At 60.5% G+C, this 26,319-nt stretch carries 24 protein-coding genes; 15 read left to right on the top strand and 9 right to left on the bottom strand.

Going from position 1 to position 26,319, the window contains the following annotated elements:
* Window positions 1–29 precede the first annotated feature (29 nt).
* Window positions 30–482: a phosphoribosyl-AMP cyclohydrolase gene (hisI, locus tag KQ933_RS07525; RefSeq protein ID WP_216758079.1), complete on the bottom strand. Its 453-nt coding sequence runs from the start codon at window positions 480–482 to the stop codon at window positions 30–32.
* Window positions 483–507: 25 nt separating this feature from the next.
* Complete coding sequence (folE, locus tag KQ933_RS07520) at window positions 508–1,122, bottom strand: GTP cyclohydrolase I FolE (protein WP_216758078.1); 615 nt, start codon at window positions 1,120–1,122, stop codon at window positions 508–510.
* Window positions 1,123–1,429: 307 nt separating this feature from the next.
* On the opposite strand from folE, the gene KQ933_RS07515 reads away from it, so the two are divergent.
* The 3 genes from KQ933_RS07515 to KQ933_RS07505 are packed head-to-tail and all read left to right on the top strand — an operon-like array spanning window position 1,430 to window position 2,810.
* Complete coding sequence (locus KQ933_RS07515; protein ID WP_216758076.1) at window positions 1,430–1,876, top strand: iron-sulfur cluster assembly scaffold protein; 447 nt, start codon at window positions 1,430–1,432, stop codon at window positions 1,874–1,876.
* A 3-nt stretch (window positions 1,877–1,879) separates the two neighbouring features.
* Window positions 1,880–2,281 carry a membrane protein insertion efficiency factor YidD gene (gene yidD, locus KQ933_RS07510; RefSeq protein ID WP_216758075.1) on the top strand — a complete coding sequence of 134 codons (402 nt, stop codon included), beginning with the start codon at window positions 1,880–1,882 and terminating at the stop codon, window positions 2,279–2,281.
* A 1-nt stretch (window position 2,282) separates the two neighbouring features.
* Complete coding sequence (locus KQ933_RS07505) at window positions 2,283–2,810, top strand: DUF1697 domain-containing protein (RefSeq protein ID WP_216758073.1); 528 nt, start codon at window positions 2,283–2,285, stop codon at window positions 2,808–2,810.
* A 178-nt stretch (window positions 2,811–2,988) separates the two neighbouring features.
* On the opposite strand, the gene KQ933_RS07500 is transcribed toward KQ933_RS07505, so the two are convergent.
* Window positions 2,989–4,176 (bottom strand): IS701 family transposase, encoded by a 1,188-nt coding sequence (locus KQ933_RS07500; RefSeq protein WP_216755009.1) that lies wholly within the window; start codon window positions 4,174–4,176, stop codon window positions 2,989–2,991.
* 411 nt (window positions 4,177–4,587) lie between these two features.
* Here KQ933_RS07500 and KQ933_RS07495 point away from each other — a divergent pair, with 411 nt between their 5' ends.
* The 3 genes from KQ933_RS07495 to KQ933_RS07485 all read left to right on the top strand — a co-directional run bounded on the left by KQ933_RS07495 (window position 4,588) and on the right by KQ933_RS07485 (window position 10,083).
* A complete protein-coding gene (locus KQ933_RS07495; protein WP_253958283.1) occupies window positions 4,588–6,960 on the top strand; it encodes a hypothetical protein in 2,373 nt (790 codons plus the stop codon).
* A 150-nt stretch (window positions 6,961–7,110) separates the two neighbouring features.
* Window positions 7,111–9,117: a threonine--tRNA ligase gene (gene thrS, locus KQ933_RS07490; protein WP_216758070.1), complete on the top strand. Its 2,007-nt coding sequence runs from the start codon at window positions 7,111–7,113 to the stop codon at window positions 9,115–9,117.
* Window positions 9,118–9,243: 126 nt separating this feature from the next.
* The gene (locus tag KQ933_RS07485; protein ID WP_216758068.1) at window positions 9,244–10,083 is read left to right on the top strand and encodes a lysophospholipid acyltransferase family protein; all 840 of its coding nucleotides are present in this window, start codon (window positions 9,244–9,246) and stop codon (window positions 10,081–10,083) included.
* A gap of 28 nt (window positions 10,084–10,111) precedes the next feature.
* Here KQ933_RS07485 and KQ933_RS07480 read toward each other — a convergent pair whose 3' ends face one another.
* Window positions 10,112–11,221, bottom strand: coding sequence for a hypothetical protein (locus tag KQ933_RS07480; protein WP_216758061.1), 1,110 nt, complete (start codon window positions 11,219–11,221; stop codon window positions 10,112–10,114).
* 113 nt (window positions 11,222–11,334) lie between these two features.
* Here KQ933_RS07480 and KQ933_RS07475 point away from each other — a divergent pair, with 113 nt between their 5' ends.
* The 3 genes from KQ933_RS07475 to KQ933_RS07465 all read left to right on the top strand — a co-directional run bounded on the left by KQ933_RS07475 (window position 11,335) and on the right by KQ933_RS07465 (window position 13,776).
* Window positions 11,335–11,919, top strand: coding sequence for a nitroreductase (locus KQ933_RS07475; protein WP_216758060.1), 585 nt, complete (start codon window positions 11,335–11,337; stop codon window positions 11,917–11,919).
* Window positions 11,919–12,521, top strand: coding sequence for a flavin reductase family protein (locus KQ933_RS07470; RefSeq protein ID WP_216758058.1), 603 nt, complete (start codon window positions 11,919–11,921; stop codon window positions 12,519–12,521). The genes KQ933_RS07475 and KQ933_RS07470 overlap by 1 nt, the downstream gene beginning before the upstream one ends.
* A 124-nt stretch (window positions 12,522–12,645) precedes the next feature.
* Entirely contained in the window at window positions 12,646–13,776 is a 1,131-nt protein-coding gene (locus KQ933_RS07465; RefSeq protein WP_216758056.1) for a DUF2336 domain-containing protein, read from the top strand.
* Here KQ933_RS07465 and KQ933_RS07460 read toward each other — a convergent pair.
* The gene (locus tag KQ933_RS07460) at window positions 13,773–14,180 is read right to left on the bottom strand and encodes a hypothetical protein (RefSeq protein WP_216758055.1); all 408 of its coding nucleotides are present in this window, start codon (window positions 14,178–14,180) and stop codon (window positions 13,773–13,775) included. The genes KQ933_RS07465 and KQ933_RS07460 overlap by 4 nt on opposite strands.
* A gap of 127 nt (window positions 14,181–14,307) precedes the next feature.
* On the opposite strand from KQ933_RS07460, the gene KQ933_RS07455 reads away from it, so the two are divergent.
* Window positions 14,308–14,766, top strand: coding sequence for a GNAT family N-acetyltransferase (locus tag KQ933_RS07455; RefSeq protein WP_216758053.1), 459 nt, complete (start codon window positions 14,308–14,310; stop codon window positions 14,764–14,766).
* Between the two features lie 24 nt (window positions 14,767–14,790).
* On the opposite strand, the gene KQ933_RS07450 is transcribed toward KQ933_RS07455, so the two are convergent.
* From KQ933_RS07450 to parE, 3 genes are all read right to left on the bottom strand, one after another.
* Window positions 14,791–15,975 (bottom strand): AI-2E family transporter, encoded by a 1,185-nt coding sequence (locus KQ933_RS07450; protein WP_216758051.1) that lies wholly within the window; start codon window positions 15,973–15,975, stop codon window positions 14,791–14,793.
* A 116-nt stretch (window positions 15,976–16,091) separates the two neighbouring features.
* Complete coding sequence (locus KQ933_RS07445; protein WP_216758050.1) at window positions 16,092–17,228, bottom strand: esterase-like activity of phytase family protein; 1,137 nt, start codon at window positions 17,226–17,228, stop codon at window positions 16,092–16,094.
* A gap of 142 nt (window positions 17,229–17,370) precedes the next feature.
* Entirely contained in the window at window positions 17,371–19,458 is a 2,088-nt protein-coding gene (gene parE, locus KQ933_RS07440) for a DNA topoisomerase IV subunit B (RefSeq protein ID WP_216758049.1), read from the bottom strand.
* Between the two features lie 205 nt (window positions 19,459–19,663).
* On the opposite strand from parE, the gene KQ933_RS07435 reads away from it, so the two are divergent.
* From KQ933_RS07435 to KQ933_RS07420, 4 genes are all read left to right on the top strand, one after another.
* Window positions 19,664–20,548: an alpha/beta hydrolase gene (locus tag KQ933_RS07435; protein ID WP_216758047.1), complete on the top strand. Its 885-nt coding sequence runs from the start codon at window positions 19,664–19,666 to the stop codon at window positions 20,546–20,548.
* 116 nt (window positions 20,549–20,664) lie between these two features.
* Window positions 20,665–21,435 (top strand): triose-phosphate isomerase, encoded by a 771-nt coding sequence (gene tpiA / locus KQ933_RS07430; protein WP_216758045.1) that lies wholly within the window; start codon window positions 20,665–20,667, stop codon window positions 21,433–21,435.
* Between the two features lie 108 nt (window positions 21,436–21,543).
* Complete coding sequence (secG, locus tag KQ933_RS07425) at window positions 21,544–22,077, top strand: preprotein translocase subunit SecG (protein ID WP_216758043.1); 534 nt, start codon at window positions 21,544–21,546, stop codon at window positions 22,075–22,077.
* A 143-nt stretch (window positions 22,078–22,220) separates the two neighbouring features.
* A complete protein-coding gene (locus KQ933_RS07420; protein ID WP_007816571.1) occupies window positions 22,221–23,849 on the top strand; it encodes a CTP synthase in 1,629 nt (542 codons plus the stop codon).
* Between the two features lie 46 nt (window positions 23,850–23,895).
* Here the strand turns inward: KQ933_RS07420 and KQ933_RS07415 are convergent, their stop codons facing one another.
* Complete coding sequence (locus KQ933_RS07415; protein ID WP_216758042.1) at window positions 23,896–24,984, bottom strand: citrate synthase/methylcitrate synthase; 1,089 nt, start codon at window positions 24,982–24,984, stop codon at window positions 23,896–23,898.
* Between the two features lie 84 nt (window positions 24,985–25,068).
* Here KQ933_RS07415 and KQ933_RS07410 point away from each other — a divergent pair, with 84 nt between their 5' ends.
* Window positions 25,069–26,208: a citrate synthase family protein gene (locus tag KQ933_RS07410; protein ID WP_216758041.1), complete on the top strand. Its 1,140-nt coding sequence runs from the start codon at window positions 25,069–25,071 to the stop codon at window positions 26,206–26,208.
* Window positions 26,209–26,319 lie beyond the last annotated feature (111 nt).

Here is a 26,319-nt window from a genome sequence, read left to right as displayed (position 1 = left end):
CAATAAGGGGCAGGCGACCGGGATTTGGGCTATTTCCCGTAAATATCCTTCGGATCGAAGTGCAGATCGTCATCGACGATGGTCAGAACAGGCTTTCCATCTTCGAGAGTGACGGTACGGTAGAAGCAGGAGCGGCGGCCCGTGTGACAGGTAGCGTCATGGCCGGCAACCTGGACCTTCAGCCAGATGGCGTCCTGATCGCAATCTGTGCGGATTTCCTTGACGGTCTGGAGATTGCCGGAGGTTTCGCCCTTCTTCCAGATCTTGCCGCGCGAGCGGCTGAAATAGTGGGCGATTCCGGTCTGGATGGTCAGCGCCAGGGCCTGCGCATTCATATGGGCAACCATCAGGAGTTCGCCGTCACCGGCATCAGTGACGATGGCCGTGATCAAGCCGCGATCGTCGAAGCGCGGCGTGAAATCGCCAGCATCCTCCAGCTCGGATTTATCGTCCGACGGCTGATTGAAAATCATCTCACGCATCGCGGCCCTCCTGAGGGAGCCGGTATCAGCGGCCCCTTACCATCGTCATGAATCGGACCTGATCGGCCGGTTCGGTCTTGAACGTTCCTGTAAAGGTTGTCGTCAATGTGGTCGAGCCCTGCTTCTGAACGCCGCGCATGGCCATGCACATGTGTTCGGCCTCGATCATGACGGCGACGCCGCGCGGACGCAGCGTTTCGTCAATGGCCTTGGCGATCTGCGAGGTCATCGTCTCCTGCGTCTGCAGGCGGCGACCGTAGATTTCGACGACGCGGGCGATCTTTGAGAGGCCGAGAACCCGCCCGTCCGGCATATAGGCGACATGCGCCTTGCCGATGATCGGCACCATGTGATGTTCGCAATGGGAGAAGAAGGGTATGTCCTTCACCAACACCATGTCATCATAGCCGGCAACCTCTTCGAAGGTCCGGCCGAGCACATCCTCCGGGCTCATCTCATAGCCAGCGAAGAGCTCGCGATAGGCCTTGGCGACACGGGCAGGCGTATCCAGCAGACCCTCGCGCGAAGGATCGTCGCCAGCCCAGCGCAGCAGGACGCGAACGGCGTCTTCTGCCTCCTGCTGGGAGGGGCGGTCGGATTCACGGGCGGTCTGCGGAAAATTCTTGACGATGGCGTCCATATTCAATGGTCTCCTGGCCCGCAATGCGGACCGTATTCGGACTAGCCACTGGTACCCCAAGCGGGAATTCTTGCACCTTTGGCAGGCTCCGAGGCTTTCCGGGCTCGCTTTCTCGAACCCTTCCGGCACGGTTTCCCAATCAAACTTCTTCGAGGCCATTGCATTTCGATGGCCCTCGAACGACATACATATAGGAAGACGACCCGGCTATGTAAGTATGCTGTCGTGAGACTGTGTGTTTTTTGTTTACACGACAATCACATAGGAATTAGCGTCGGTTTCAGGCGTTTTGGGAGCCAAATCCGTCATGGATGATATCTACAACAGCAAAATCCTCGAATTTGCCGGCAATATTCCGCTGACTGGAACGATTGAAGACGCAGATGCGAGCGCCCAGGCACACTCCCGGCTCTGCGGTTCGAAAGTGCGCATCTGGCTGAAAATGGACGGCGACACGATAAGCGCGTTTTCGCATGACGTGAAGGCCTGCGCGCTCGGCCAGGCTTCCTCCTCGATCATGGCGCGCCATGTCGTCGGCGCTACGGCCGGCGAAGTGCGCAAGGCGCGCGAGGATATGCTTGTGATGCTGAAAGCGGATGGAGAAGGGCCGGATGGACGGTTTGCCGACATGCGCTATCTTCTTCCCGTGCGTGATTACAAGGCGCGCCACGCTTCCACCATGCTGACCTTCGATGCCGTCGTTGACGCCATCGGCCAGATCGAGGCGAAGCGCGCGGAACCCGTCGGGGCATGAGCTATGTGCGAATTCTGCTTGCTGCGTGAGGAGGAAGATGAGGGCCGCGCCGCTGCCCCGAAGCCGCGCGCCCAGCAACAACAGAAATTCTCCCGCAATTACCAGGGGCCATTCCGCAAGACGCCGGACCGCCTTTTCGGCATGGGACTGATCCGCCTCTATCAGCTGACGCTCTCAGGCTTCGTCGGCAATTCGTGCCGGCATATCCCGACCTGTTCCGAATATGGCTATGAGGCGATCGCCCGCCACGGGCTCTGGGCCGGTGGCTGGATGACGCTCTTCCGCGTCGGCCGGTGCGGACCCGGCGGCACCAGCGGGCTCGACCCGGTGCCTGATAATCTCGAATCCCGTTTCCGCTGGTTCACGCCCTGGCGCTATTTCATGCTTGGGCGGAGGGAGGCATAGGGTGTGTACCTTCATCGCACTTCTGCACAGCATCGTCCTGACCTCCGAGCGACGCGTCATCATGGAGGATCTGCGCACGCTTGCTAGAGAGCTCGGCTATCGCGATCCCCGCACATTGGTTTCCACCGGCAACCTCGTTTTCGAGGCGGACGACATGCGGCCTCATGAAGTCGAAGAGCAGCTGGAGGAGGCTTTTGAAGAAAAGTTCGGCAAGCATGTCGATATCATCGTGCGCAGCGACTGCACCTGGATGGCACTCTGCAGCGCCAATCCCTTCAAGGACGGCGTCGGCGATCAGGTGATCGTGCGCGTCAACCGCCTGCCGATCGACCCGGAAAAGGTGGAGGCGCTGAAACCGCTTCTTGCCGAAGGGCAACGAATGAAACTGGTCGGCTGCGATCTCTGGATCGATTTCCACGGCAAGCCGAGTCAATCCAAGCTGCTCTCGGCGCTGACGACAAAGCGCATGGGTGTGGGAACGATGCGCAACTGGAACACCGTACGCGGCCTTTTCGAGATGGTCCTCTAATACTACAGTTGCGTTTGATGCCTTGCTTTGTAGTGAGAAAGCATTGCGGATGCTTGATGCCTGCGTCGCCAGAGTGACCATGCCAAGATGAGGCGAACTCTAATCGGGGGCTGTAGCAGGAGGCGTTTGATCAGATAGCGGATCTCTGCGACGCTGGGCACGAAGGCCATGGTGTTGGTCAGGCGGCGATTGGCGGGTTTGGACTCGTTTCGTTCGGTTTGCCAGCAGCGGTGCGGCGTAGATCGGCGCCGAGTTTGGCGAGGAATGCAGCGGCTGCCATGACGAGCGTCATGTGCCGCTTCCAAGCATGCCAGGATCGCGCTTCGCAATGATCCAGGCCGAGATCGTCCTTCGCACGCTGGAAGCATTCTTCCACGGTCCAACGCAGCCCGGCAGCGCCCGCCAATTCGCTCAATTCGGTACCGGCGGGCGCAAAGACAAAGTAATAGGCGCGCGCATCGGGTTCGCGTCGGCTGCGCCGGATCAGAAGCCAGCGCTCCCATTGTGGATCCGGGCGAGAGCTGAGAGGAATACGGGCCCAATCATAAAGCCGAAGACCCTTGGCACCTTCGCCTGCTGCATGGCTCTGCCAAACCTCCGGTTTCAACTCATCAGCCATCGTTTCGGGATCGGTCTGCTCGATCCCTTGCTCACGCACAAAGCGCAGGCATTGATTGGAGCGCACTGCCAGAACATAAGGCTGGCCACGGCTTTCCAGCATCCGGCGCAGCTTGGAATCCGAACCATAAAGCGCATCCGCCAATACCCAGGCACAAGGCACGCCGGCATCCAGCGCATCGGCAATGAGCTTGGCTGCAATGGCCGGTTTGGTCGCGAAGGCTTGGGACTGGGGGACGTGAGCCGAAGCACGGCGGGCTTCATCCTCGGCCCACTCCTTCGGTAGATAAAGTTGCCGATCGATCAGGGTCTGACCGTAGCGGCTTGCATAGGCAAGGAAAACACCGATCTGACAGTTCTCGATCCGGCCGGCCGTGCCGGAATATTGTCGTGCGACACCGACTGAATGGGCGCCTTTCTTCAGGAAGCCGGTCTCATCGACCACAAGAACGCCGTCCGCGTCACCGAGAGACTCTATTGCATAAGCGCGAACCGTATCGCGCAATGCGTCAGCATCCCAATGGCTGCGCCCCAGCAGCGATTGCATCCGATAAGGGCGCTCCAGTCCTGCCTGTTCCGCCATCAGCCAGCCAGTCTTGCGCTCTACTCCCGACAACAACCCATCCAGAAAGGCACCGCACGATGCGCGCAATTCTCGGCGACCAAAGACCGAGCCCAACCGCACCTTCAAGGCATCGAGCTCACGATGCCACGCCAGAACCGACCCGGACCAACCCGCAACCGACATTGAACTTCCCTCCCGCCAAATGCGGGAAGTGAATCATGATTTCCAGTAAAACGCAACTGTAGTACTAGATGCACGAAGAACACGGTTTCGTTGCTTTTCATCGGCGGCAGGAAATTACACTTGCAGTTGAATAAGTTGGAGATATCACTGTAGCTCCCACACGATTTTTCAGATGCTGTACTCATGAATCTCTTTCGGTATTTTGCCACCGGGTCGTTTTTTCTCGCCCTTTCCACCGTTAATTTCCTGGCAACTGCAGCAAGCGCAGCCCCAGCCGCGTCGGAAACCAAGTGCCGCCATCTGGCGCGTGATGGCGTAGACATTGACAATCTCGCTTATTGGCGAGATGCGCTTTCCGCCTGCGAAACCTATCTGAAGGGGGATCCAGGCTCTATCGACGCCCGCTATTTTGTGCTCGCAAGCCAGTTCAACCTCCAGCAATATGAATCAGCGCTTAGCGGCTTTGAGGCATTGGCCGCTCACGGGCATGCTGCTTCCATGGACTACTTGGCGACGACGTATGCCTACGGTTTCGGGCGCGGACGTGACTTCAAGACAGCCTTGTCGTGGCTGAAAAAGGCGAGAGAAGCAGGGGATCCACGCTCCGCCGAATATCTCGGAGAGATGTATAAGTTTGGGTGGGGTGTCGCACAGGATTTTGATGCCGCGCGAACCTATTTCGAGCTTGCAGACCGGCTGGGCTACATTCCCGCCAAGAGATCCCTTGCGTGGATGTATCTGGATGGGATTGGCGTTCCTGTCGATGCCAGCAGAGGTTTTGGGCTGCTTTCAGTTGCAGCGGAGCAGGGCGACGAAACCGCGGCTATAGACGTCGCGTATCTTCACATGGAAGGCATCGGAACGGATAAAGACCCAGTCCGTGCCGTTGCCCTGCTGGACGACATGGCGCGTAGAGGTTCCACCGATGCGATGCGGGCTCTTGGGCGACACTATTTGAGGGAGGGTGACAAAGCTCAGAAAAAGACGGCTCTCGACCTACTTGAGAAAGCAGTGGAACTTGGCGACGGCGATGCCATGAAGACGCTGGCAGATGTCTATATCGCGGGCAAGGAAAGGACACGCGACTTCGCAAAGGCTGAGGGCCTGCTGGATCGAGCAATTGCGCAAGGAAGTGTGCTTGGCTACCGAGGGAGGGCTTTGCTTTTCTTTAAGATGCCTGATCCGCGTTACGGCCAAGCCATGTACTGGATGAAAGAGGCCGCCTCCCGTGGGGATGCTTATGCCATGTCAGACGTCGGCGCCTTTTATGAGCAAGGCAAAGGTGTGCCGGTAGACGAAGGCGAAGCGCGTATCTGGTATGAAAGATCTGCCAAACTCGGAAGTCCTACCGGCGCCAGTCATTTCGGCGAGTCCCTTTATTTCGGGGTGGGCGGCCCTCGAGACATCGAAAACGGCCTAAAATGGCTCCAGAAGGCGTCGGCAGCTAGCAATACGTACGCCATGCGGGTGCTTGCCTATGGTTATGAAAAGGGCGACGGCCTTCCGAAGGACGCGGTGAAAGCTTTCGAATGGTTCCGAAAGGCGGCCGATGCTGGGGATTCCAAGGCTTTCCTCGAAGTTGCCGACCGCATTTATGATGGTTCCGGCACCAGTACCGATGCCCAAAAATCTTTTGCGTGGTATCTCAAGGCTGCCGAAGGCGGTTCGGCCAGGGCTCAGTACTCCGTCGCGCTGCTATACGAAAGAGGCGAGGGGACAGCCCGGGATTCGAGAGAAGCGGTGCACTGGTTCAAAGCTGCTGCGGAGAATGGATATACCGAGGCCTTCGCCGAGCTTGGTCCAATGTATGCCAATGACGCCAATTTGCCGCGCGATGATGGGAAGTCGACCGACTATCTCGAGAAGGGTGCGGCGGCCGGCGACACCTCGGCGTTGATCCTGCTCGGGATCAAATATGAAGATGGCGACGGGGTCACCCGCGACTATACCAAGGCGATCGAATGGTACCAAGCTGCGGCCAATAAGAAATCTGCCGAGGCGATGTACAGGCTCGGGATGTTATATCGCCTGGCGGATGGAAACCAGAAAGACTATGACAAGGCCTTGGAATGGCTGACGAAAGCCGGAGCCAACGGCAATGTGAAAGCACAATATTCTCTAGGCGATATGTACGAGTATGGACAGGGCGTGCCGATCGACCGTTCCAAGGCGCTCAGCTGGTTCATGATGGCGGCCTTCAAGCAATATCCCGAGGCGATGAATGCCGTCGGCTATTACTACCAGAATGGCATCGGCACGCACGAAGACCAGACCATCGCCCGCAACTGGTATCAGAAGGCGGCCGACGCCGGCTCTGCTGCCGGCGCCCTCAATCTTGCGTGGTATTACGAAAACGGCAAGGATCAGGATCAGGCGATCGCTTTCAAATATTACAAGAAATCCGCCGAGCTCAATTCGGCTGCAGGCATGTTCGCGCTCGGGCGTCTCTACGATGACGGTCGGGGAACTGCCGTCAACCGCCCAGAAGCCATCAAATGGTATTTGCGGGCGACGGACGCGGGCTTCGCAAGGGCCGCCTATCGGCTGGCCTATGCCTATGACGCGACCTTCATCTCGGATAATGCGGCTGAGAACATCCTCCTGGCAATCAGGCAGGGCGATCGACAGATTGCCGACGAACTGAAGGTATTTTCGCCCTTCACGCGCACGGCCCTGAAAAGAAGTCTTTCGCGACGCGGTCTTTACGATGGGCCGCTGGACGATGAGATCGATCGGCCCCTGAAATCGGCGCTCGCGAACTACATAAGGACCTATGGCGGATAGGCGCAGTATCCCGTTTCGCCACTGGATCGCCTCGCTTTTCCTTTACTCAGACGGCAAATATCAGTATCAGGCGGCAGCGCATCGCGAGTAGATGACGCTTCCGTTTCAACCACCCGCATTCGTTGGCGGGACTGGACAAGGAGAATTTCGATGTCCCAATCCGTTTCCCTGACATTTCCCGATGGTTCGGTGCGCAGCTTCCCCGCTGGCGCGACCGGCAAGGATGTCGCCGAATCCATTTCCAAGTCGCTTGCCAAGAGCGCCGTCGCCATTGCGATCGACGGTACCGTACAAGACCTTTCCGATGCCGTGACCGACGGCAAGATCGAGATCATTACGCGGAAAGACCCGCGCGCGCTGGAGCTTATCCGGCATGACGCCGCACACGTGATGGCCGAAGCCGTGCAGGAATTGTGGCCCGGAACGCAGGTGACGATCGGTCCCGTGATCGAGAACGGCTTTTATTACGACTTCGCCAAGAACGAGCCTTTCACGCCCGACGATCTGCCCAGGATCGAAAAGAAGATGAAGGAGATCATTGCCCGCAATGCGCCCTTCACCAAGCAGATCTGGTCGCGCGAGAAGGCGAAGGAAGTTTTTGCTGCCAAGGGCGAACAGTACAAGGTCGAGCTCGTCGATGCGATTCCCGAAGGGCAGGATCTGAAGATCTATAATCAGGGCGAATGGTTCGACCTTTGCCGCGGCCCCCACATGGCTTCTACCGGCCAGATCGGCTCAGCCTTCAAGCTGATGAAGGTCGCCGGCGCCTATTGGCGGGGCGACAGCAACAACGCGATGCTGTCACGCATCTACGGCACGGCGTGGGCTGAGCAGGCCGATCTCGACAATTACCTGCACATGCTGGCGGAAGCCGAAAAGCGCGACCACCGCAAGCTCGGCCGCGAAATGGACCTGTTCCATTTCCAGGAGGAGGGTCCGGGCGTCGTGTTCTGGCATGGCAAGGGCTGGCGCATCTTCCAGTCGCTGGTCGCCTATATGCGCCGGCGGCTTGAAATCGACTATCAGGAAGTCAATGCGCCGCAGGTGCTCGACACTGCGCTCTGGGAAACCTCGGGGCACTGGGGCTGGTACCAGGAAAACATGTTCGCCGTGAAATCGGCGCATGCGATGACGCATCCTGAAGACAAGGAAGCGGATAACCGCGTCTTTGCGCTGAAGCCGATGAACTGCCCCGGCCATGTGCAGATCTTCAAGCATGGGCTCAAGTCCTATCGCGAGCTGCCAATCCGTCTCGCCGAATTCGGGCTGGTGCATCGCTACGAGCCTTCGGGCGCGCTGCATGGGCTGATGCGCGTGCGTGGCTTCACGCAGGACGACGCGCACATCTTCTGCACCGACGAGCAGATGGCTGCCGAATGCCTGAAGATCAACGATCTGATCCTGTCGGTCTATGAAGACTTCGGCTTCAAGGAAATCGTCGTCAAGCTTTCCACACGTCCGGATAAGCGTGTCGGCACCGATGCGCTCTGGGATCGTGCGGAAGCCGTCATGACCGATGTCTTGAAGACGATCGAGGCGCAGTCCGAGGGCCGCATCAAGACCGGCATCCTGCCGGGCGAGGGCGCTTTCTACGGGCCGAAGTTCGAATATACGCTGAAGGACGCGATCGGCCGCGAATGGCAGTGCGGCACGACGCAGGTGGACTTCAACCTGCCGGAACGCTTCGGCGCCTTCTATATCGACAGCAATTCGGAGAAGACGCAGCCGGTGATGATCCATCGCGCCATCTGCGGCTCGATGGAACGCTTCCTCGGCATCCTCATCGAAAACTTCGCCGGCCATCTGCCGCTGTGGGTTTCGCCGCTGCAGGTCGTCGTCGCGACGATCACCTCGGAAGCCGACGGCTACGGCCAGGAAGTAGCCGATGCGCTGCGCGACGCCGGTTTGCATGTCGAGACCGACTTCCGTAACGAGAAGATCAATTACAAGATCCGCGAACATTCCGTTACGAAAGTTCCCGTCATCATCGTCTGCGGCAAGAAGGAAGCGGAAGAGCGCACGGTCAATATCCGTCGCCTCGGCAGCCAGGAGCAGACGTCGATGTCACTGGATTCGGCGATCGAAAGCCTTGCCCTGGAGGCGACTGCGCCCGATATCCGTCGCAAGCTCGAGGCAAAGAAGGCCAAAGCGGCCTGATAAATTGCCTTATGGATAATGACAGCGCCCGGCATTGCTCTGCTTGGCGCTGTCAGAAATCTGACATGCAGCAGTAATATAGCCGCCACAAACAGGGGACGGGTCTCATCCCGGCAAGGCATTTCAGTGCGCTTCAAAGAGCTTTCCTACGCGAACGAAAGAGACCCGCGCTTCAAGCGCTGGCTCATCCGCTCCATCGAGGGGCTTTCGGGCCGCGACCGTTATGTCCGGCTCTATGACATCTGGCGCAGCGATATCGTCGGCAAGAGCGACCGCGTTTTCGGCAAGATGCTCGATCTCATCGATGTGGAGGTCGATGTGAAGGGCAACTGGCCGCTCGAACCGGTGCCGGAAGACCCGATCGTCATCGTTGCCAACCATCCCTTCGGCATCGGCGACGGCATTGCGGTGCTGGCGCTTGCCGAACAGCTCGGCCGTCCGTTCCGGGTGCTGATCCATAACGACCTTCTCAAGGTGCCGGAGATGGCGCCCTATTCGTTGCCGATCTCTTTTGAGGAGACCAAGGAAGCGATGGCGATGAACATGAAGAGCCGTCACGAGGCAGTTCGCCTGCTGAAGGAAGGCACGACGATCGTGGTTTTCCCGGCTGGCGGCGTGGCCACCGCCAAGAAAGGCTTCGGTCGCGCCGAGGACCTGCCGTGGAAGATGTTCCCGGCCAAGCTCATCCAGGCAGCGCGCGCCAGCGTGCTGCCGATCTATTTCGAGGGCCAGAACGGCCGGCTCTTCCATCTTGCCAGCAGGGTTTCGATGACGCTGCGGCTGTCGCTGCTGATCCGCGAGTTCCGCCGCCTTTCAGGCAGCACGATAACAGCGCATGTGGGCAGGGTCCTGTCCTTCGAAGAATTGAGCAGCGGCAGCGACCGGAAGGATCTGCTTGCTCGTCTCTTTGAGGCCGTCTTCTCGATGGCGCCGAAGAAGAAGGCCTTCCTCAAGCGCGCAAGCTGAAAATTTCCTGACACCTCGGGATGCGGCCTCAGTCGAGGCTGGCGCCGTCGCCGCTTTGAAGATCTTCATAGGACGGCAAGGGCGGCTGCGGCGGGATCTCACCGCCCGGCTGAGGCACGCCCTTTGGCCCGGCCGCGGCCTGGCCGCCCGGCGCTACGGCCGTGGCGGCCGGTGCGATCGGCTGCTGGGCCTGCTGGTCCTTCATCAGGACTTCGACATCGGTGTTGACGCCCGCGACGACAGTGAAGTCGCGCTGGAAGATCCTGTCCTTGTTGCGGGCGACCGCGGTGTATTCACCTTCCGACAGAACCATGGTCGGGAAAGCGCTGACGCTTTCACCGACACTGTCGCCAGCCGCCGTCAGGATCGACCAAGCAGTATCGGCGATCGCTTCGCCGCCGGTTTCCGACACTAGCTTGAAATTGATCTGGGCCGCTCTGTGCTGGATCGTTGCTTCGGTGAGCTTGCCGGCCTCGACCTGGATATCGGCGCGGATGCTGGCGTTGACGTTGCCGTATTCTGAAACGATGTGATAGGTGCCGGCATTGAGGCGCACGACCGTATTCGGTGGCACGTCGGCCATGACAAGGCCGCGCTCGCCGTCGTCGCGAACCTCCGCGGAGTAGATCGAAAAGCTCAGCTGGTCGGGACGGATGCGGACATCGGAGCCGGAGACGGCATTGAGCAACAGGCCGCCGGCATCGAGCACCATGACCTGCTTGTCGACTTCGCCCTCATCCGGCACCGTCAGCTTCTTGGTGACGCCGGCGCGGCCGAAGGAGACGTTGACGAAATAATCGCCGGCAGCGAGCTGGAATGCCGCGCTGCCGCCCCGTGAGCTTGCGATCAGCGGCAGCTTGCCGTCGGTTCCGGTAACCGGGCTGAATACATACCAGGAAAGACCATCTTCCACAGGCGCCCCATCGGCCGTAAGCTTCGCTTCCAGCGAAACGTCACGCAGGTGCGCACCTTCCTGTGCCGTTCCCGGCGCAATGAACGCGTTGAGCTTCGGCATTTTCGGCGTCGATTCGAGCTGCTTGAATTCCTTGAAGGCATCCTGGGCGGCAGCGCCAAACGGCGTCAGCAAGACAAGGGCAAGAGCAAGGCCGATCCGTGCAAAAGGCAAAATGCCAAACATCCTGTTCGTGAACCGATTGACTTCTGAAATCGCAGAGTCCACTTCAAGACCAATGCCATGGCAAATTCAAGACCTCCGGCCACCCTCTGCATACAAATGAGAGTTTCTCCCGCATGAAATCCGATATCAAGCTGATCGATTATCTCGCCGTGCGCCGCTCCATCCCTGCGTTCCAGATGTGCGAACCGGGACCGGAAAAGGCCGAGATCGAGGAGATCCTGCGTCTCGCGTCGCGCGTTCCCGACCACGGCAAGATCGCGCCCTGGCGCTTCATCGTCTATCGCGGCGAGGAGCGCGTGCGGCTTGGCGAAGAGCTGCTGAAGCTCGCGCTGGAAGCCAAGCCCGACCTTTCGGACGAGATGATCCAGGTCGAGCGCACCCGCTTTACCCGCGCACCCGTCGTCATCGGCGTGGTCAGCAAGGCCGCTCCGCATTTCAAGATCCCGGAATGGGAGCAGATCATGTCGGTGGGCGCGCTATGCTTCAATGTCATTCTGGCTGCCAATGCGCATGGCTATGTCGCCAACTGGCTGACGGAATGGTTCGCCTTCGACGAGCGTGCCTATCCGCTGCTTGGCGTCCAGCCGGGCGAGAAAATTGCCGGCTTCATCCATATCGGCTCGACCACGTTCCCGGCCGTCGAGCGTCCGCGCCCTGAACTCACCGAGACCGTCACCTGGGTCGGCGGGGAAGGCTGATGTTCTATACGACGGATACCAACCGGCACGGGCTGGCGCACGATCCCTTCAAGGCTATCGTCGCGCCGCGCCCGATCGGCTGGATCGGCAGCAAGGGCAGGGATGGGTCGATCAATCTCGCGCCCTATTCCTTCTTCAACGCGGTTGCCGACAGGCCGAAGCTGGTGATGTTTTCGTCGAGCGGGCACAAACACAGCCAGCGAAATGCCAGGGAGGCCGGTGTCTTCACCTGCAATTTCGTCAGCCGCAATCTTGCGGAGAAGATGAACCTCACTTCGGCAGCGGTGCCTTACGGAACGAGCGAATTCGAATATGCAGGATTGACGCCGAAGCAGGCCGAGTTGATCGATGCACCCTATGTGGCCGAGGCTTTTGCCGTGCTGGAATGCAAGGTGACCGAGATCATCGAGCCGAAGACACTGTCCGGCGAGCCGACCGAGAATGTCTTCGTCTTCGGAGAGGTTGTCGGCATCCATATCGATGAGGCCATCGTCAGCGACGGGCGGCTCGATATGGCGCTGGCGCGGCCGGTCGCGCGGATGGGCTATATGGATTATTGCGAGGGCAGTGAAGTCTTCGAAATGTTCAGGCCGAAGGTCTGACGGCTGCCGCGTAAGGCCGGACAAATCCTAACGAATATGGTGAACCAATCATAAACTTTTTTCGGCTACCGTCCCTGTATTGAATGAGGCGCGAAGGAATCGCGTTCAGTGCTGGGGCGTGCTCGTGATCATTGAGGCATTTCTTCGTTGGGTCGAAACGGCCAAGACGGCTGACAGGGCGGCCGCTGCAAGTGCCCTCGGACGCGTCTATCTGAGATCCGAAATGTCGGTCGAACGGCGCGACGCTGCTGAAAAGGCGATGACCTATCTGCTCGACGATCCGTCGCCGCGTGTGCGGCTTGCGCTCGCCGAAGCGATCGCCTGGGCGCCCCATGCGCCGCGCAACATCATTCTTTCGCTCGCCGAGGACCAGCCGGAAATTGCCTGCCACGCCGTGACCTGCTCGCCGCTGTTGACGGATGCAGATCTCGTCGATCTCGCAGCACGCGGCAGCGGCACAACGCGGATGCTGATTGCCGCACGTACCCATGTGACCCGCCCGGTTTCCGCAGCGCTCGCCGAGGTCGGCGACGAGGACGAAGTTCTCTGCCTCCTGGAAAATGACGGCGCCTCGATTTCCGCCCAATCCCTGAAGCGGATTGCCGAACGGCTCGGTGATATCAGCGACATCAGGAACCTGCTACTCGATCGCAGCGACCTGCCGGCCGATGCCCGCCAGCTTCTGACCCAGCATGTCAGCAATGCGCTGGTCGGCCTGCCGCTTGCGCAGGCAGCAATCGGCCTGCAGAGGCTGCAGCGCATCAGCCGCGAGGCGACGGAAGCGGCAATCGTTTCCATCGCCGGCGATATCGCGCCGACCGAAGTTCCTGACCTCGTCGAGCATCTTCGCCTGAACGAGCGGCTGACGCCGTCTTTCCTCATACATGCGCTCTGCTGCGGCAAGGTGGAATTCTTCTGCTGTGCCATCGTCAACCTGTCTGATTGCAGCGACCGGCGTGTGCGGGCAATTCTGGCCACCGGCCGCATGCATGCCGTGCGTGCACTTTATGAATCCGCGGGCCTGCCGCGCGATATCAGCATCATCTTCGTTGAAGCGACTTTCTTGTGGCGTGAGGCTTCGCGCAAGACGTCGGCATCGTTGCTCAGCAGCATTTGCGGACGCCTGCTTCAAAAGTTCCACACTCGGATCGGGCAGCATGACGCCGTCGGCGAGTTGCTCGACATGGTGGAGAAGCTGCATGTGGCCGAACAGCGCCGCTCGGCTCGCGTCTATGCGTCGCTTGCTGCCGCTTAATCCGCAAATCGCGCCGCCGCCCAGGAATAGCTCGCGGAGACGAAATGCAATGGCTTTGCCAGGGTGTGTTTCACCTCCTGGCCCGAGGGCAGGCTGGCGCGAACGCGCCCGGCAATATCATCCACAAAACCGCCAAGACCATCCCGCTGTTCGACCACCTCAGGTGTCGCTGGTGGAGCAGGCGCCGGCTTGGCCGGTTCGGCAGCAGCAAGCGATTTCGGCGCCTCGCAGACGGCAATGACCGTCGGATAGCTCGCATTGGCATAATTTTTCAGCCGCTGTTCTGCCTCGGCATCGCAGGCGACGACGGTTTCCCAGTGCTTGTCGACCGTAGCCACGTAATTGCATTGGCTGACCGAATCGTCGCAACCGAGGATCGTCATGGCGATGAGGACGGCTTGCATATTTTGCCTCCATGGCTATTGAGCGTGTCACAATCTTCGACAACACAATTCCAACGGAATGAAGGCAGCGATATTAACTCCCCGTCATCCGGGAAAATTCGCGCCGTTGGTCGCAATAGGAAAGAAAATGCCCGTCACCATCGCTCTGGAACCGCCGCGTCAGGATGACGTGATCCGTCTTCTGGAACTCTCCGACGCCTATGCCCAGTCGCTTTATCCGCCCGAGAGCAACCACCTCGTCGATATTTCAACACTGGAAAAGCCGTCGGTGAGCTTCCTCGTGGCGCGCAATGGCGGCGAGATCGTGGGCTGCTGCGCACTGGTCGAGGCGGGCGACGGCACGGCCGAGATCAAGCGCATGTTCGTCGATCCCGAGGCGAGGGGCCTGAAGGTCGCGAGCCAACTAATGGACAGGCTTGAAGAACTCGGCAGGGACAAGGGGCTCGCTGCGATCCGTCTGGAGACGGGCATCTACCAGCCGGAGGCGATCGGCCTTTACAGGAAATATGGATTCCTCGAAATCGAGCCTTTCGGCTCCTACCTGCCGGACCCACTCAGCCTTTTCATGGAAAAACGACTGGCCTGATTTAGGCAAAGCGTCTCGCGGGACTTAGCCCTCGGCAACACGCTGCACCGGCGGTGCCTGTTCATCGAGGATGATCTGTGGACTCGTATCGGCGCTACGGACTTCGTGTATCCACTCTCGCCAGATCGCGACCAGCAGCGCCATCAGCACCGGGCCGATGAAGAGGCCGAGGAAGCCCATCGTCTTCACGCCACCGACAAGGCCGAAAAAGGTCGGCAGGAAGGGCAGCTTGATCGGTCCGCCGACGAGTTTCGGACGCAGCGTCTTGTCGACGATGAAGAGTTCGACCGTGCCCCAGACGAAGAGGCCGATGCCGGCGACATGCGAGCCGCTGGCCAGCAGATAGACGGATACCAGCGTGAAGGAGAGCGGCGCTCCGCCGGGGACCAGCGCCATGACACCCGTCAGCACACCGAGAGTGACAGGCGATGGGACGCCGGCGATCCAATAGGCCACGCCGAGTACGATGCCTTCGCCGATCGCGATCAGCGTCATGCCCATGACGGTCGAGCTGATGGTGGCGGGCACGACGCGGGAAATGCGCTCCCAGCGGTTCGGCAGGATACGCTCGCCGAGCATGTCGATCTGCTTGGAGAAGGAGAAGCCGTCGCGATAGACGAAAAACAGCGCGATCAGCATGAAGAGCAGCGTCAGCAACAAATGGAAGGCGCCGCCGCCGGCCGCCAGGACCGCGCGATAGATATTGCCGATATTGGCGCCGCTGACGGCCTGGATGAGCTCACCCATGGCACCGGGGCTGCCGATATATTTCGTCCAGAGTTCGTCGAGATAGGGGCCGGCGAGCGGCAGGGCGACAATCCATTGCGGCGTTTCCGCGCCAAAGCGGTTGGCGTGGATTGCCCATGCGACCCATGTACGCACTTCACCGGTCGTATAGGTGACCGCAAGGCCGATCGGAATGACGAGGAACGTGACAATGAGGACGATCGCGATCGTCGCGGCGATCGTCGTATTGCCGCCGACGCGGGCAACCAGTTTGCGGTAAAGCGGCCAGCTCGCAAAGCCGATGACGAGGGCTGCCAGCACCGGCACCACGAAGCCGTAGAAGAAATAAACGCCGGCTGCGGCAACGAGTACGAGCAGCCAGCGCGCAGCCGAAATGGAGGGTATCAGCGGCGTACGTATCGTCGCCGACGGCCCCAGCCATCGCGGCTCCGTATTGGTTTTCTGACGATCAAACACACCCACGCGCGCCTCTTTTTATTGTTGCACTAGTTTATGGGCCATGAACCGGGCGGTTTCAAGGTCCGCCCGGATAAAGCGTATACAAAGCGTGGTTATTTGGTCGCTGAGTCCCTGAACTATTATTGCGGGCGGCGGTTGATCTTGAAGGCGTAGAACTGCGTCTTCTGGCCGGTCGAGAAATTATTGTCCGAACCGAGGATCAGGACATCGGTGCCATCCTTCGCCTTGCCGATTGCCATGGCCTCGATATTGTCGGGCGTCAGGCCGATGGCACGCAGGTCGAGCACCTGGTTCTTGCGCACAGGTACGACGCGCTGGTCATTCTTGGCGAGCGAAGCGATGCCGGAAACGTCGGTCGCGCCATCGAGATCCATCATGAAAAGCTTGATGTTGTTGCCGAAGCCCTGGGCATAGCTGCGCTCGACAGCGAGCAGGCGATGATCGTCAAGGGCGACCATTTCCGACATGCCGTTATCATTGCCGCCATCAGGTTTGGTGGCAGCCTGCGGGATCGGTGAAACGGTGTAGACGTACTGAGCCTTTGGTTCGCCGGTTGCGCCATCGTAGCGGATGATGCGCGACAGGCTGCCGGTTGTCAGACTGGGGTTCGGACCGTCCTGATAGAGGGCTGCTTCGACGCCGACGAATACATCACCGGACGGAGACACAGCCAGATCCTCGAAAGCGAGATTGTCGCGAATACCGGTCGATTTGTCGGCGGTCGGGGCAAAACCGTCCGGCAGCTTGAACTCGCGAACGAAGGCGCCGTCCGGCGAGGTGACGCGGACGAAGGGTGCGATCAGCGCCTTGGCATCGCCCTCGCTGCCCCAGTAAATCCCGTCCTTGCCGAAGCGGATGGATTCCGGATCGACGGTGCGGATCGCGAAGGGCTGGCCGTTCTTGTCCTGGAAAGTGGTGTGCTTGACGATGGTGACGCTCTTCAGGCCGCTCGCGCTGACATCGATATCGAGATCGTAGAAGCGGGTCGGCGCCTTTTCGGAGCGGTCGTCGCTGATGGCGATATAGTGGCCGGTGGCGGCATCGAAATCGAGGCCGGAAATGCCGCCGAATTCAACGCCGTTTTCCATCTGACCGGTCGGGATGACGAATTCGCCGAGATAGGACAGCGAAATGGCTGCCGCGCAATCGCCGAAGGGGCAGGCGGTCTCGACGGTCGCGCCGATATCAGTGGCATAGACGGAGGCGGTGCTGGACAGGAGAACGAAAGCGGCAGTCGCAAGAAAACGCTTGGTCATGGCAAATATCCGGCAAAGGGTTGAGACAAACGGCCGGCGCTGCAGTGCCCTCGCGGGAGGACAGAGCGCCGGCCGTTCTATTGCGCCGGTAATTTGACGGAAGCGTAACGGTTCTTCGTCAGTTCGATGAATTCGCTGCGGCTTAAATATCCAGGTCTTCGGCGAAAGCCGCACGCTCCTGAATGAAGCGGAAGCGGGCTTCGGCCTTGGTTCCCATCAGGTCGTCGACGGCATTGCGCGTTCCCTCGAAATCCACCTCGTCGATCAGCACCCGCAGCAGCGTGCGCTTGGACGGATCCATGGTGGTTTCCTTGAGCTGGGCGGGCAGCATTTCGCCAAGCCCCTTGAAGCGGCTGATCTCGATCTTGGCCTTGCCTTTGAACTCCGTCTCCATCAGCTCGGCGCGGTGATCGTCGTCGCGGGCATAGGCGGATTTTGCCCCTTGGGTGATCTTGTAGAGCGGCGGCACGGCGAGGAAGAGGTGGCCGCCCCGGACCAGCTCCGGCATTTCCTGATAGAAGAAGGTGATGAGCAGCGAGGCAATGTGTGCACCGTCCACGTCGGCATCTGTCATGACGATGACGCGTTCGTAGCGCAGATCCTCTTCGCGGTATTTCGAGCGTGTGCCGCAGCCGAGCGCCTGGACGAGATCGGAGATCTGCTGGTTGGCGCCGAGCTTTTCGCGGCCGGCGCTGGCGACGTTGAGGATCTTGCCGCGCAGCGGCAGGATCGCCTGATTGGCGCGATTGCGCGCCTGCTTGGCGGAGCCACCTGCCGAGTCACCCTCGACCAGGAAGAGTTCGGCTCCTTCGGCGGTGTTCTGCGAGCAGTCGGCGAGCTTGCCCGGCAGGCGCAGCTTGCGAACCGCGGTCTTCCGGTTGACTTCCTTCTCTTTGCGGCGACGCAGGCGCTCTTCGGCGCGCTCGATCACCCAGTCGAGAAGCTTCTCGGCCTCGTTCGGATTGTCGGCGAGATAGTGGTCGAAAGGATCGCGCAGCGCGTTTTCGACGAGTCGCTGGGCTTCGACGGTCGCCAGGCGATCCTTGGTCTGGCCGACGAATTCCGGCTCGCGGACGAAAATCGACAGCATGCCGACGGCCGAGATCATCACGTCATCGGTGGTGATCTGTGCGGCGCGCTTGTTCTGCGTCAGCTCGGCATAACTTTTCAGGCCCTTGGTCAGCGCAATGCGCAGACCGGCCTCATGCGTGCCACCCTCAGGCGTCGGGATGGTGTTGCAATAGGAGTGGACCTGCGGATCGCCGCCATACCAGGTGATCGCCCATTCCAGCGAACCATGGCCGCTTGCCTTCTCAGTCTTGCCGGCGAAGATTTCGCGGGTGACGGTGAACTCCTTGCCCATCGTCGCCTGCAGATAATCCTTCAGGCCGCCGGGGAAGTGGAAGACGGCCTTGTCGGGCACGTCGGAACCTTCAGGCAAAACGCCCGGATCGCAGCTCCAGCGGATTTCGACGCCGCCGAAGAGATACGCCTTGGAGCGGGCCATACGGAAAACACGCGCTGCATCGAACTTCGCGTGATCCCCGAAAATCTGCGGGTCGGGGTGGAAGCGAACCTTGGTGCCGCGGCGGTTATGCACATCGCCGAGCTCCTCGAGCCCGCCCTGCGGCAGGCCGCGCGAGAAGCGCTGACGATAGAGCTTGCGGTTACGAGCAACCTCGACTTCGAGAACGTCTGACAGAGCGTTGACGACGGACACACCGACGCCGTGCAGACCGCCGGAGGTTTCATAGGCCTTGCCGTCGAATTTACCGCCGGCATGCAGCTTGGTCATGATGACCTCAAGTGTCGACTTGCCGGGAACCTGCGGATGGTTCTCGACCGGAATACCGCGACCGTTGTCGGTAACGGTGAGATAGCCCTCAACATCGAGGTGGACGTCGATGAAATCGGCATGGCCGGCCACCGCTTCGTCCATCGAGTTGTCGATGACTTCGGCAAAGAGATGGTGCAGCGCCTTCTCGTCGGTGCCGCCGATATACATGCCCGGACGCATGCGCACCGGTTCCAGGCCTTCCAGAACGCGGATCGAGGATGCGCCGTAATCGTCGCCGTTCGACGTCGCCGGGGCAGGGCGGGTGGCGGCGGGTGCTGCAGCCGCAGCGGGCTTTGCAGCCGGCGCGGCAGACTTTGCAGCCTCCTCCTGCTTCTGCGGGTCCTGCTTTGACGACAGGGGCATTCCGGAAAAAAGGTCGTTGCTGTCTTCCATGGAACCGTTCAGATCTTAATTCTCGTGACGGGCCGCCGCTGGCCCACAATAGTCGCGTTCGGCATCGCGTTTGCGAATCAGGGGAATTCTGACAGAAAGCGCCCCGATACGCGACGCGCCCCGGATTTGCGGAGCTTTTCAAGATGTGATTTGCGTTGCCGGGCGTCGAATGGCAAGTCGCGGCAGCTCTTTGGGAACCATCTGCATGCCGATGTCCACAAGTCATTGCACTACAATCACCGCAATTGCGGCCTTTTTCCTGTCCGCCGCCGTCGGGACCGCCGCAGCCCATGCCCTGCCACCCTACAAGGACGACCTGTTTTCGAAGCAGACCGTGCTTCAGACAGGCGATGATGGCGCGTTCGAGGTGATCGAATACGATGAGATGCGCGATATCAACGGGCGTGACCAGATCCCTGAAAAGCGCGTGCAGCAGAAATATGTCTCGCTCGGGGTGAAGAAGCTGCAGGCGGATGAAACGCTGTCGCTCGACGGCATCAGGCTGGATGTCACCAGAGTGGGACAAGCACAGAATGCCGCTTTCACGGTCATCTTCATCCACGGCCGCGATGGCGACCGGCGGCTCGGTGCCAACGACTATTCCTTCGGCGGCAATTTCAACCGGCTGAAGAACCTCGCTGCCGGCAATGGCGGCGTCTATTATTCGCCGACCGTACGGACGTTCGACGCCAATGGGGTGACGGCGATCGCCGGCCTGATCCGCTATGCGAACGCACAGTCTCCAGGCCGACCAATCATCCTGAGCTGCGCCTCGATGGGCAGCCAGATCTGCTGGGGGATCGCGCGCGATGCCGAAAGTGTCAAACGGCTGAAGGGAATGCTGATCATGAGCGGCGTCTCGGACCCGGATTTTGCAAAGAGCCCTTTCTACAAGGCGAAGCTGCCGCTCTGGTTTGCCCATGGCAGCCGCGATCCCGTCTATGCTGCGGCCGACCAGCAGGCGCTGTTCGAAAAGCTCGACAAGGCAAAATACCCGACGCATTTCACATTGTTTGAGAGCGGCAATCACGGCACGCCGATCCGCATGATCGACTGGCGCAGGGTGCTGAACTGGATACTGGCGTCCTGAAAAGGCGGATTTCACCCTACGGAAGACTGATATCGCCCCAACGTCACCCGGAGCGCTTTCCTTTGCTGCGGGCTTTTGCTAAGGCCGCCGAATAGGCGGATTTTGGGAGGAGCAACATGACACCTGACGTACGCCCGCTCGTGGCGGGGAACTGGAAGATGAACGGCACGCGTGCCTCATTGGACCAGATCAAGGCGATTGCTCAAGGCGTCAGGACTCCCTTGTCGGAGAAAGTCGAAGCCCTGATCTGCCCGCCGGCAACGCTGCTCTACGTGGCGACGGCGCTCGCCACCGACAGCCCGCTTGCGATCGGCGCACAGGATTGCCACCAGACGCAGAGCGGCGCCCATACTGGCGATGTATCTGCGGAAATGATTGCGGATTGCTACGGCACTTATGTGATCGTCGGCCATTCGGAACGACGCATCAACCATGCCGAAACCGATCATCTGGTGCGGGCCAAGGCCCAGGCTGCCTATCAGGCCGATATCACCGCGATCATCTGTGTCGGTGAAACCGCCGATGAGCGCGACGCCTACCAGACGCTCGATATCCTCAAGCGCCAGCTTTCGGGATCGCTGCCGGACGAGGCGACGGCCGAAAATACCGTCATCGCCTATGAGCCGGTCTGGGCGATCGGTACCGGGCTGACGCCGACCGCACAGGATGTGGAAATCGTCCATGCCTTCATCCGTGACGAACTCGTCTTGCGGTTCGGCAAAGAGGGCAGGGGCATGCGCATCCTCTATGGCGGTTCGGTCAAGCCCTCGAATGCCAGCGAACTGCTCGCCGTCGACAATGTGGACGGCGCGCTCATCGGCGGCGCGAGCTTGAAAGCCACTGATTTCCTCGCCATCTACGGCGCATATGAAACGCTGCTTGCCTGAGGCGATTGCATATTCCTGGCCGAAGGGCTTGGAATAGCTGATGACCTCATGTAAAGAGCCGCCAGATTTTTACTTTATGTCCGTCCTCAGACGGGCAGGACTGGACCCATGCAGACAGTATTGATTGTCATCCATCTCATGATCGTGCTCGCGCTCGTCGGCGTCGTGCTCATCCAGCGCTCCGAAGGCGGCGGTCTCGGCATTGGCGGCGGATCGGGCTTCATGTCGGCCCGCGGCACGGCCAATGCGCTGACACGCACGACGGCGATCCTGGCGACGCTGTTTTTCCTCACCTCGCTCGGCCTCGGAATCCTGACCCGTTACGAAGGCCGACCGACCGACATTCTCAACCGCATTCCGGCAACGAGCGGCCAGGGCAACGGCATTCTTGATTCGCTCGGCGGCAATGCCCCGGCTCCGGCTCAGCCTGCCGATAACAGCGGCATTCCGAACAGCGGCGCTGCCGCTCCGGCACCGGCACCGGCAGTTCCTGCAGCGCAAGCACCCGCAAATCCGGCTCCGGATGCAAGCGCCCCTGCGACGACCGCTCCGGCAGCTCCGACGACGACGGCTCCGGCCCAGCCTGGGACTCCGGCCGCTACTGCGCCGGCACAGCCTTCCGGCGTCCCCACGGGACAATAAGCCGGTCCTGAAAATAAACCGCCGGCAGACCCTCGGGTCTGCCGGTTTTCTTTTGTTCAGATTCCTGCGCCACGCACCAAAAGTTCCGGAAAAGAATTTTTGGGCTGGTGGAATCGTTTTTGAAAAGGTATCCGGTGACTCCCATGGCGCGATACGTATTCATCACTGGCGGCGTGGTTTCTTCCCTCGGAAAAGGAATTGCGGCCGCGGCTCTCGGAGCGTTGTTGCAGGCCCGTGGTTATCGGGTGCGGCTTCGCAAACTCGACCCCTATCTGAATGTGGATCCGGGCACTATGAGCCCGACCCAGCACGGCGAAGTCTTCGTCACTGACGACGGCGCGGAAACCGACCTCGATCTCGGCCACTATGAACGTTTCACGGGACGTTCGGCGACCAAGACCGACAACATCACCACCGGCCGCATCTACAAGAACATCATCGACAAGGAACGCCGCGGCGACTATCTCGGCGCGACCGTTCAGGTCATTCCCCACGTCACCAACGAGATCAAGGATTTCGTCATCGAGGGCAATGACGACTACGATTTCGTCATCTGCGAAATCGGCGGCACGGTCGGCGATATCGAGGCGATGCCCTTCATGGAAGCGATCCGCCAGCTCGGCAACGATCTGCCGCGCGGCACCGCTGTTTACGTCCACCTGACGCTGATGCCGTACATTCCTGCAGCGGGCGAACTGAAGACCAAACCGACGCAGCATTCGGTCAAGGAACTGCAGGCGCTCGGCATCCATCCCGACATCCTTCTGGTGCGCGCCGACCGGGAAATCCCGGAAGCCGAACGCCGTAAGCTGTCGCTGTTCTGCAACGTGCGTCCGTCCGCCGTCATCCAGGCGCTCGACGTTGCCAACATCTACGACGTGCCGATGGCCTATCACAAGGAAGGCCTCGACGACGAAGTGCTCGCCGCCTTCGGCATCGAGCCGGCGCCGAAGCCGCGTCTCGACCAGTGGGAAGAGGTCTGCAACCGTATCCGCACGCCGGAAGGCGAGGTCACGATTGCGATCGTCGGCAAGTATACCGGTCTCAAGGATGCCTATAAGTCGCTGATCGAAGCGCTGCATCACGGAGGGATCGCCAACCGCGTCAAAGTCAAGCTCGAGTGGATCGAGTCGGAAGTCTTCGAAAAGGAAGATCCGGCGCCGTATCTCGAAAAGGTCCACGGTATTCTGGTACCGGGCGGCTTCGGCGAGCGCGGTTCAGAAGGCAAGATCCATGCGGCACGGTTTGCCCGCGAGCGCAAAGTGCCGTATTTCGGCATCTGCTTCGGTATGCAGATGGCCGTTATCGAAGCTGCCCGCAATCTCGCCGATGTTCCAAACGCCTCATCGACCGAATTCGGCCCGACGCCGGAACCGGTCGTCGGTCTGATGACCGAGTGGGTGAAGGGCAACGAGTTGCAGAAGCGCACCGCGGCCGGCGATCTCGGCGGCACGATGCGTCTCGGCGCCTACAAGGCGGCGCTGAAGAAAGGCACGAAGATTTCGGATATCTACGGCTCGACCGACATTTCCGAGCGTCATCGCCACCGCTACGAAGTCAATATCGACTACAAGGATCGGCTGGAGAATTGCGGCCTGGTCTTCTCAGGCATGTCGCCGGATGGCGTGTTGCCGGAAACGATCGAATATCCTGATCATCCCTGGTTCATTGGCGTTCAGTACCACCCGGAACTGAAGTCCCGCCCGCTTGACCCGCATCCGCTTTTTGCAAGCTTCATCGAAGCGGCAACCGAGCAGAGCCGATTGGTCTAAGATTCCGCCGCTCCCTCCAAGGCGAGGGAGCGGTCTTTTCTTGATGTCACGCCGCTTCCGGCAGAGGTCCGACATAGACCGAGCGCGGGCGGATGAGACGGCCTTCCAGCGCCTGTTCACAAGCATGGGCGATCCAGCCAACGGTGCGGCCGATGGCGAAGACGCCAGTGAAGGCTTCGCGGGGGAAGCCAAGGCTTTCCAACAGCAGCGCGGTATAAAACTCCACATTCACATCCAGCGACCGACCCGGCTTGCGCTCCTTCAGGATGGCAAGCGCTGCCTGCTCCACGGCTTCGGCAAGCGCGATTCTGCTGGTATTGACCTGGCCGGTGGCACCGAGCGGCTTCAGCGCGTTTTTCAGGGCATCGGCACGCGGATCGCGCACCCGGTAGACACGGTGGCCAAAGCCCATCAGCCGCTCACCGCGATCGAGTGCGGAGCGCAGCCAGGGGCCGGCATTGGCCTCGTTGCCGATCCCATCGAGCATATCGAGCACCGGTCCGGGCGCGCCGCCATGCAGTGGTCCCTTCAGCGCGCTGATCGCCGCCAGCACCGAGGAGGTAAGGCCGGCGCGGGTTGAGGCGATGACACGCGACGCGAAAGTCGAGGCGTTCAAGCCATGATCGGAGATCGTCACGAGATAGGTGTCGAGGGCTGCGGTCTGCTCGGCGCTCGGCACCGCGCCCGAGAGCATGCGCAGGATGTCGGCCGACTGTGGGAGGCCCGCATCGGGCTTTAGCGGCTTTTCGCCTCGCTGCAGGCGCAGAACCGCCGGCAGGAACACGGCGGGTGCGGCAAGCAGACGAAGCGCGGTATCGATATCCTCGCCGTCGGGCAGGCGGGCAACGAGAGCACGCATGGCATCGACCGGCGGCAGCGCCAGTAGGCGAGTATCGACAGTCTCGACTTCCGCGAAAACCTCCCTTCGCGCCTTGCCGAGCCGGCAGCGCAGTTCGCTTGCGTCGAGATGCGGCTCGATCAGGCCGTCCAGCAGCAGGGCGGCGACATCCTCATAGGTGCTGCTTCCTGCCAGATGATCCAGCGATACGCCGCGGATGATCAGCCGACCGGCTTCGCCGTCGACATCCGAGAGTTGGGTTTCAGCGGCGATGACATCTTCCAAACCATTTTTCATAGGTGTTTCTCCTTTACCGGATGAAAGATCGAATCTACTTTAGTTGACGTCAATCTTGATGCAATTGATCAATGTGAGGCTGACATGAGCTGGCTGACAGCGGAGGAAGCGCTGGCCGAACTCGGCACCAAGCCGCAGACGCTTTATGCCAATGTCAGCCGTGGGCGAATCCGCGCCAAGGCCGACCCCACCGATCCACGCCGCAGCCTCTATCGGGAAAGCGATGTCAAACGGCTTGCCGAGCGCCACGCCGGCAGGCGCAAGAGCGAGACGGTCGCCGCCGAAGCAATCCGCTGGGGCGATCCGGTACTGACATCGTCAATCTCGACCATCGCCGCAGGACGATTGCTCTATCGGGGGCAGGATGCGGCAGAGCTTTCAGCCCATGCGACGTTGGAGGAGACGGCGCTGCTACTGTGTAATGCGGAGAGTTTCGCCTGCGTACCGGCCTCTGCCCCTGGGCCGGCATCGCCCTCCATTCAAGCCGCGCTGCTGGCGCTGGCGGGGCGGGTAAGCGCCGATCTACCGTCTCTCGGACGTGCACGCCCGGCCTTGCAGATGGAAGCATGCAGCGTGCTTTCAACCGTCGCCGATGCGCTAGCGCCGGGATCGGCGGATCATCCGCTGCATCACCGTCTTGCTGCATGCTGGGGCAGGCCGGAGGCTGCCGATTGCCTCAGGCGAGCGCTTGTCATGCTCGCCGATCATGAGCTCAATGCCTCTGCTTTCGCCGTCCGCGTCACGGTTTCGACGGGGGCAGCACTTTCTGCCGCAGTGCTCTCGGGTCTCGCAACGCTGACAGGACCATTGCATGGTTCGGCATGGCGAAGCGTCGATGCCCTTGCCAAGGCAGCATCCGGCGCTGGGGCGGAGCATGCGATCCGCCACCTGCTGCTACGGGGAGGTAAGCCTGTCGCCTTCGGGCACCCGCTTTACCCCGATGGCGATGTGCGGGCGGGCGTGCTGCTCTCCTCTTTCGACGTGCCGCCGGTCTTTCGCGATGTGCAGATGGCCGGCGAAGAAATGGTGGGCGAGAAGGTCAATGTCGATTTCGCGCTTACCGCCATGACAGCAGCCTTCAACCTGCCTGAGGAGGCACCAATCATCATCTTTGCGCTGGCGCGCACGGCCGGCTGGCTGGCGCATGCGACGGAGCAGATCGAAAGCGGCCATCTGATCCGCCCGCGTGCCCGCTATGTAGGGCCTTCGCCGGGCGAACGCTGAGTGTTTCCGAATGGCTTGCGCAGGTTCACGTTTTTGCATAGGGAAACCGACGAATTCAGCTAGTATGGGCCGACCGGCGCGTTCGCGAATGTGCCGGCGAGTGACGAGGGG

Origin of the sequence: Rhizobium sp. WYJ-E13, from assembly GCF_018987265.1 — a bacterium.
GTDB lineage: Bacteria > Pseudomonadota > Alphaproteobacteria > Rhizobiales > Rhizobiaceae > Rhizobium.
This window is presented reverse-complemented; position numbering and strand designations above follow the sequence as displayed.

Coding starts and splice junctions, on each gene's coding strand:
- hisI (WP_216758079.1), bottom strand. CDS start 482: ATGCGTGAGATGATTTTCAATCAGCCGTCGGACGATAAATCCGAGCTG.
- folE (WP_216758078.1), bottom strand. CDS start 1,122: ATGGACGCCATCGTCAAGAATTTTCCGCAGACCGCCCGTGAATCCGAC.
- KQ933_RS07515 (WP_216758076.1), top strand. CDS start 1,430: ATGGATGATATCTACAACAGCAAAATCCTCGAATTTGCCGGCAATATT.
- yidD (WP_216758075.1), top strand. CDS start 1,880: ATGTGCGAATTCTGCTTGCTGCGTGAGGAGGAAGATGAGGGCCGCGCC.
- KQ933_RS07500 (WP_216755009.1), bottom strand. CDS start 4,176: ATGTCGGTTGCGGGTTGGTCCGGGTCGGTTCTGGCGTGGCATCGTGAG.
- thrS (WP_216758070.1), top strand. CDS start 7,111: ATGTCCCAATCCGTTTCCCTGACATTTCCCGATGGTTCGGTGCGCAGC.
- KQ933_RS07480 (WP_216758061.1), bottom strand. CDS start 11,221: ATGTTTGGCATTTTGCCTTTTGCACGGATCGGCCTTGCTCTTGCCCTT.
- KQ933_RS07475 (WP_216758060.1), top strand. CDS start 11,335: ATGAAATCCGATATCAAGCTGATCGATTATCTCGCCGTGCGCCGCTCC.
- KQ933_RS07470 (WP_216758058.1), top strand. CDS start 11,919: ATGTTCTATACGACGGATACCAACCGGCACGGGCTGGCGCACGATCCC.
- KQ933_RS07460 (WP_216758055.1), bottom strand. CDS start 14,180: ATGCAAGCCGTCCTCATCGCCATGACGATCCTCGGTTGCGACGATTCG.
- KQ933_RS07455 (WP_216758053.1), top strand. CDS start 14,308: ATGCCCGTCACCATCGCTCTGGAACCGCCGCGTCAGGATGACGTGATC.
- KQ933_RS07445 (WP_216758050.1), bottom strand. CDS start 17,228: ATGACCAAGCGTTTTCTTGCGACTGCCGCTTTCGTTCTCCTGTCCAGC.
- parE (WP_216758049.1), bottom strand. CDS start 19,458: ATGGAAGACAGCAACGACCTTTTTTCCGGAATGCCCCTGTCGTCAAAG.
- KQ933_RS07435 (WP_216758047.1), top strand. CDS start 19,664: ATGCCGATGTCCACAAGTCATTGCACTACAATCACCGCAATTGCGGCC.
- tpiA (WP_216758045.1), top strand. CDS start 20,665: ATGACACCTGACGTACGCCCGCTCGTGGCGGGGAACTGGAAGATGAAC.
- secG (WP_216758043.1), top strand. CDS start 21,544: ATGCAGACAGTATTGATTGTCATCCATCTCATGATCGTGCTCGCGCTC.
- KQ933_RS07420 (WP_007816571.1), top strand. CDS start 22,221: ATGGCGCGATACGTATTCATCACTGGCGGCGTGGTTTCTTCCCTCGGA.
- KQ933_RS07415 (WP_216758042.1), bottom strand. CDS start 24,984: ATGAAAAATGGTTTGGAAGATGTCATCGCCGCTGAAACCCAACTCTCG.
- KQ933_RS07410 (WP_216758041.1), top strand. CDS start 25,069: ATGAGCTGGCTGACAGCGGAGGAAGCGCTGGCCGAACTCGGCACCAAG.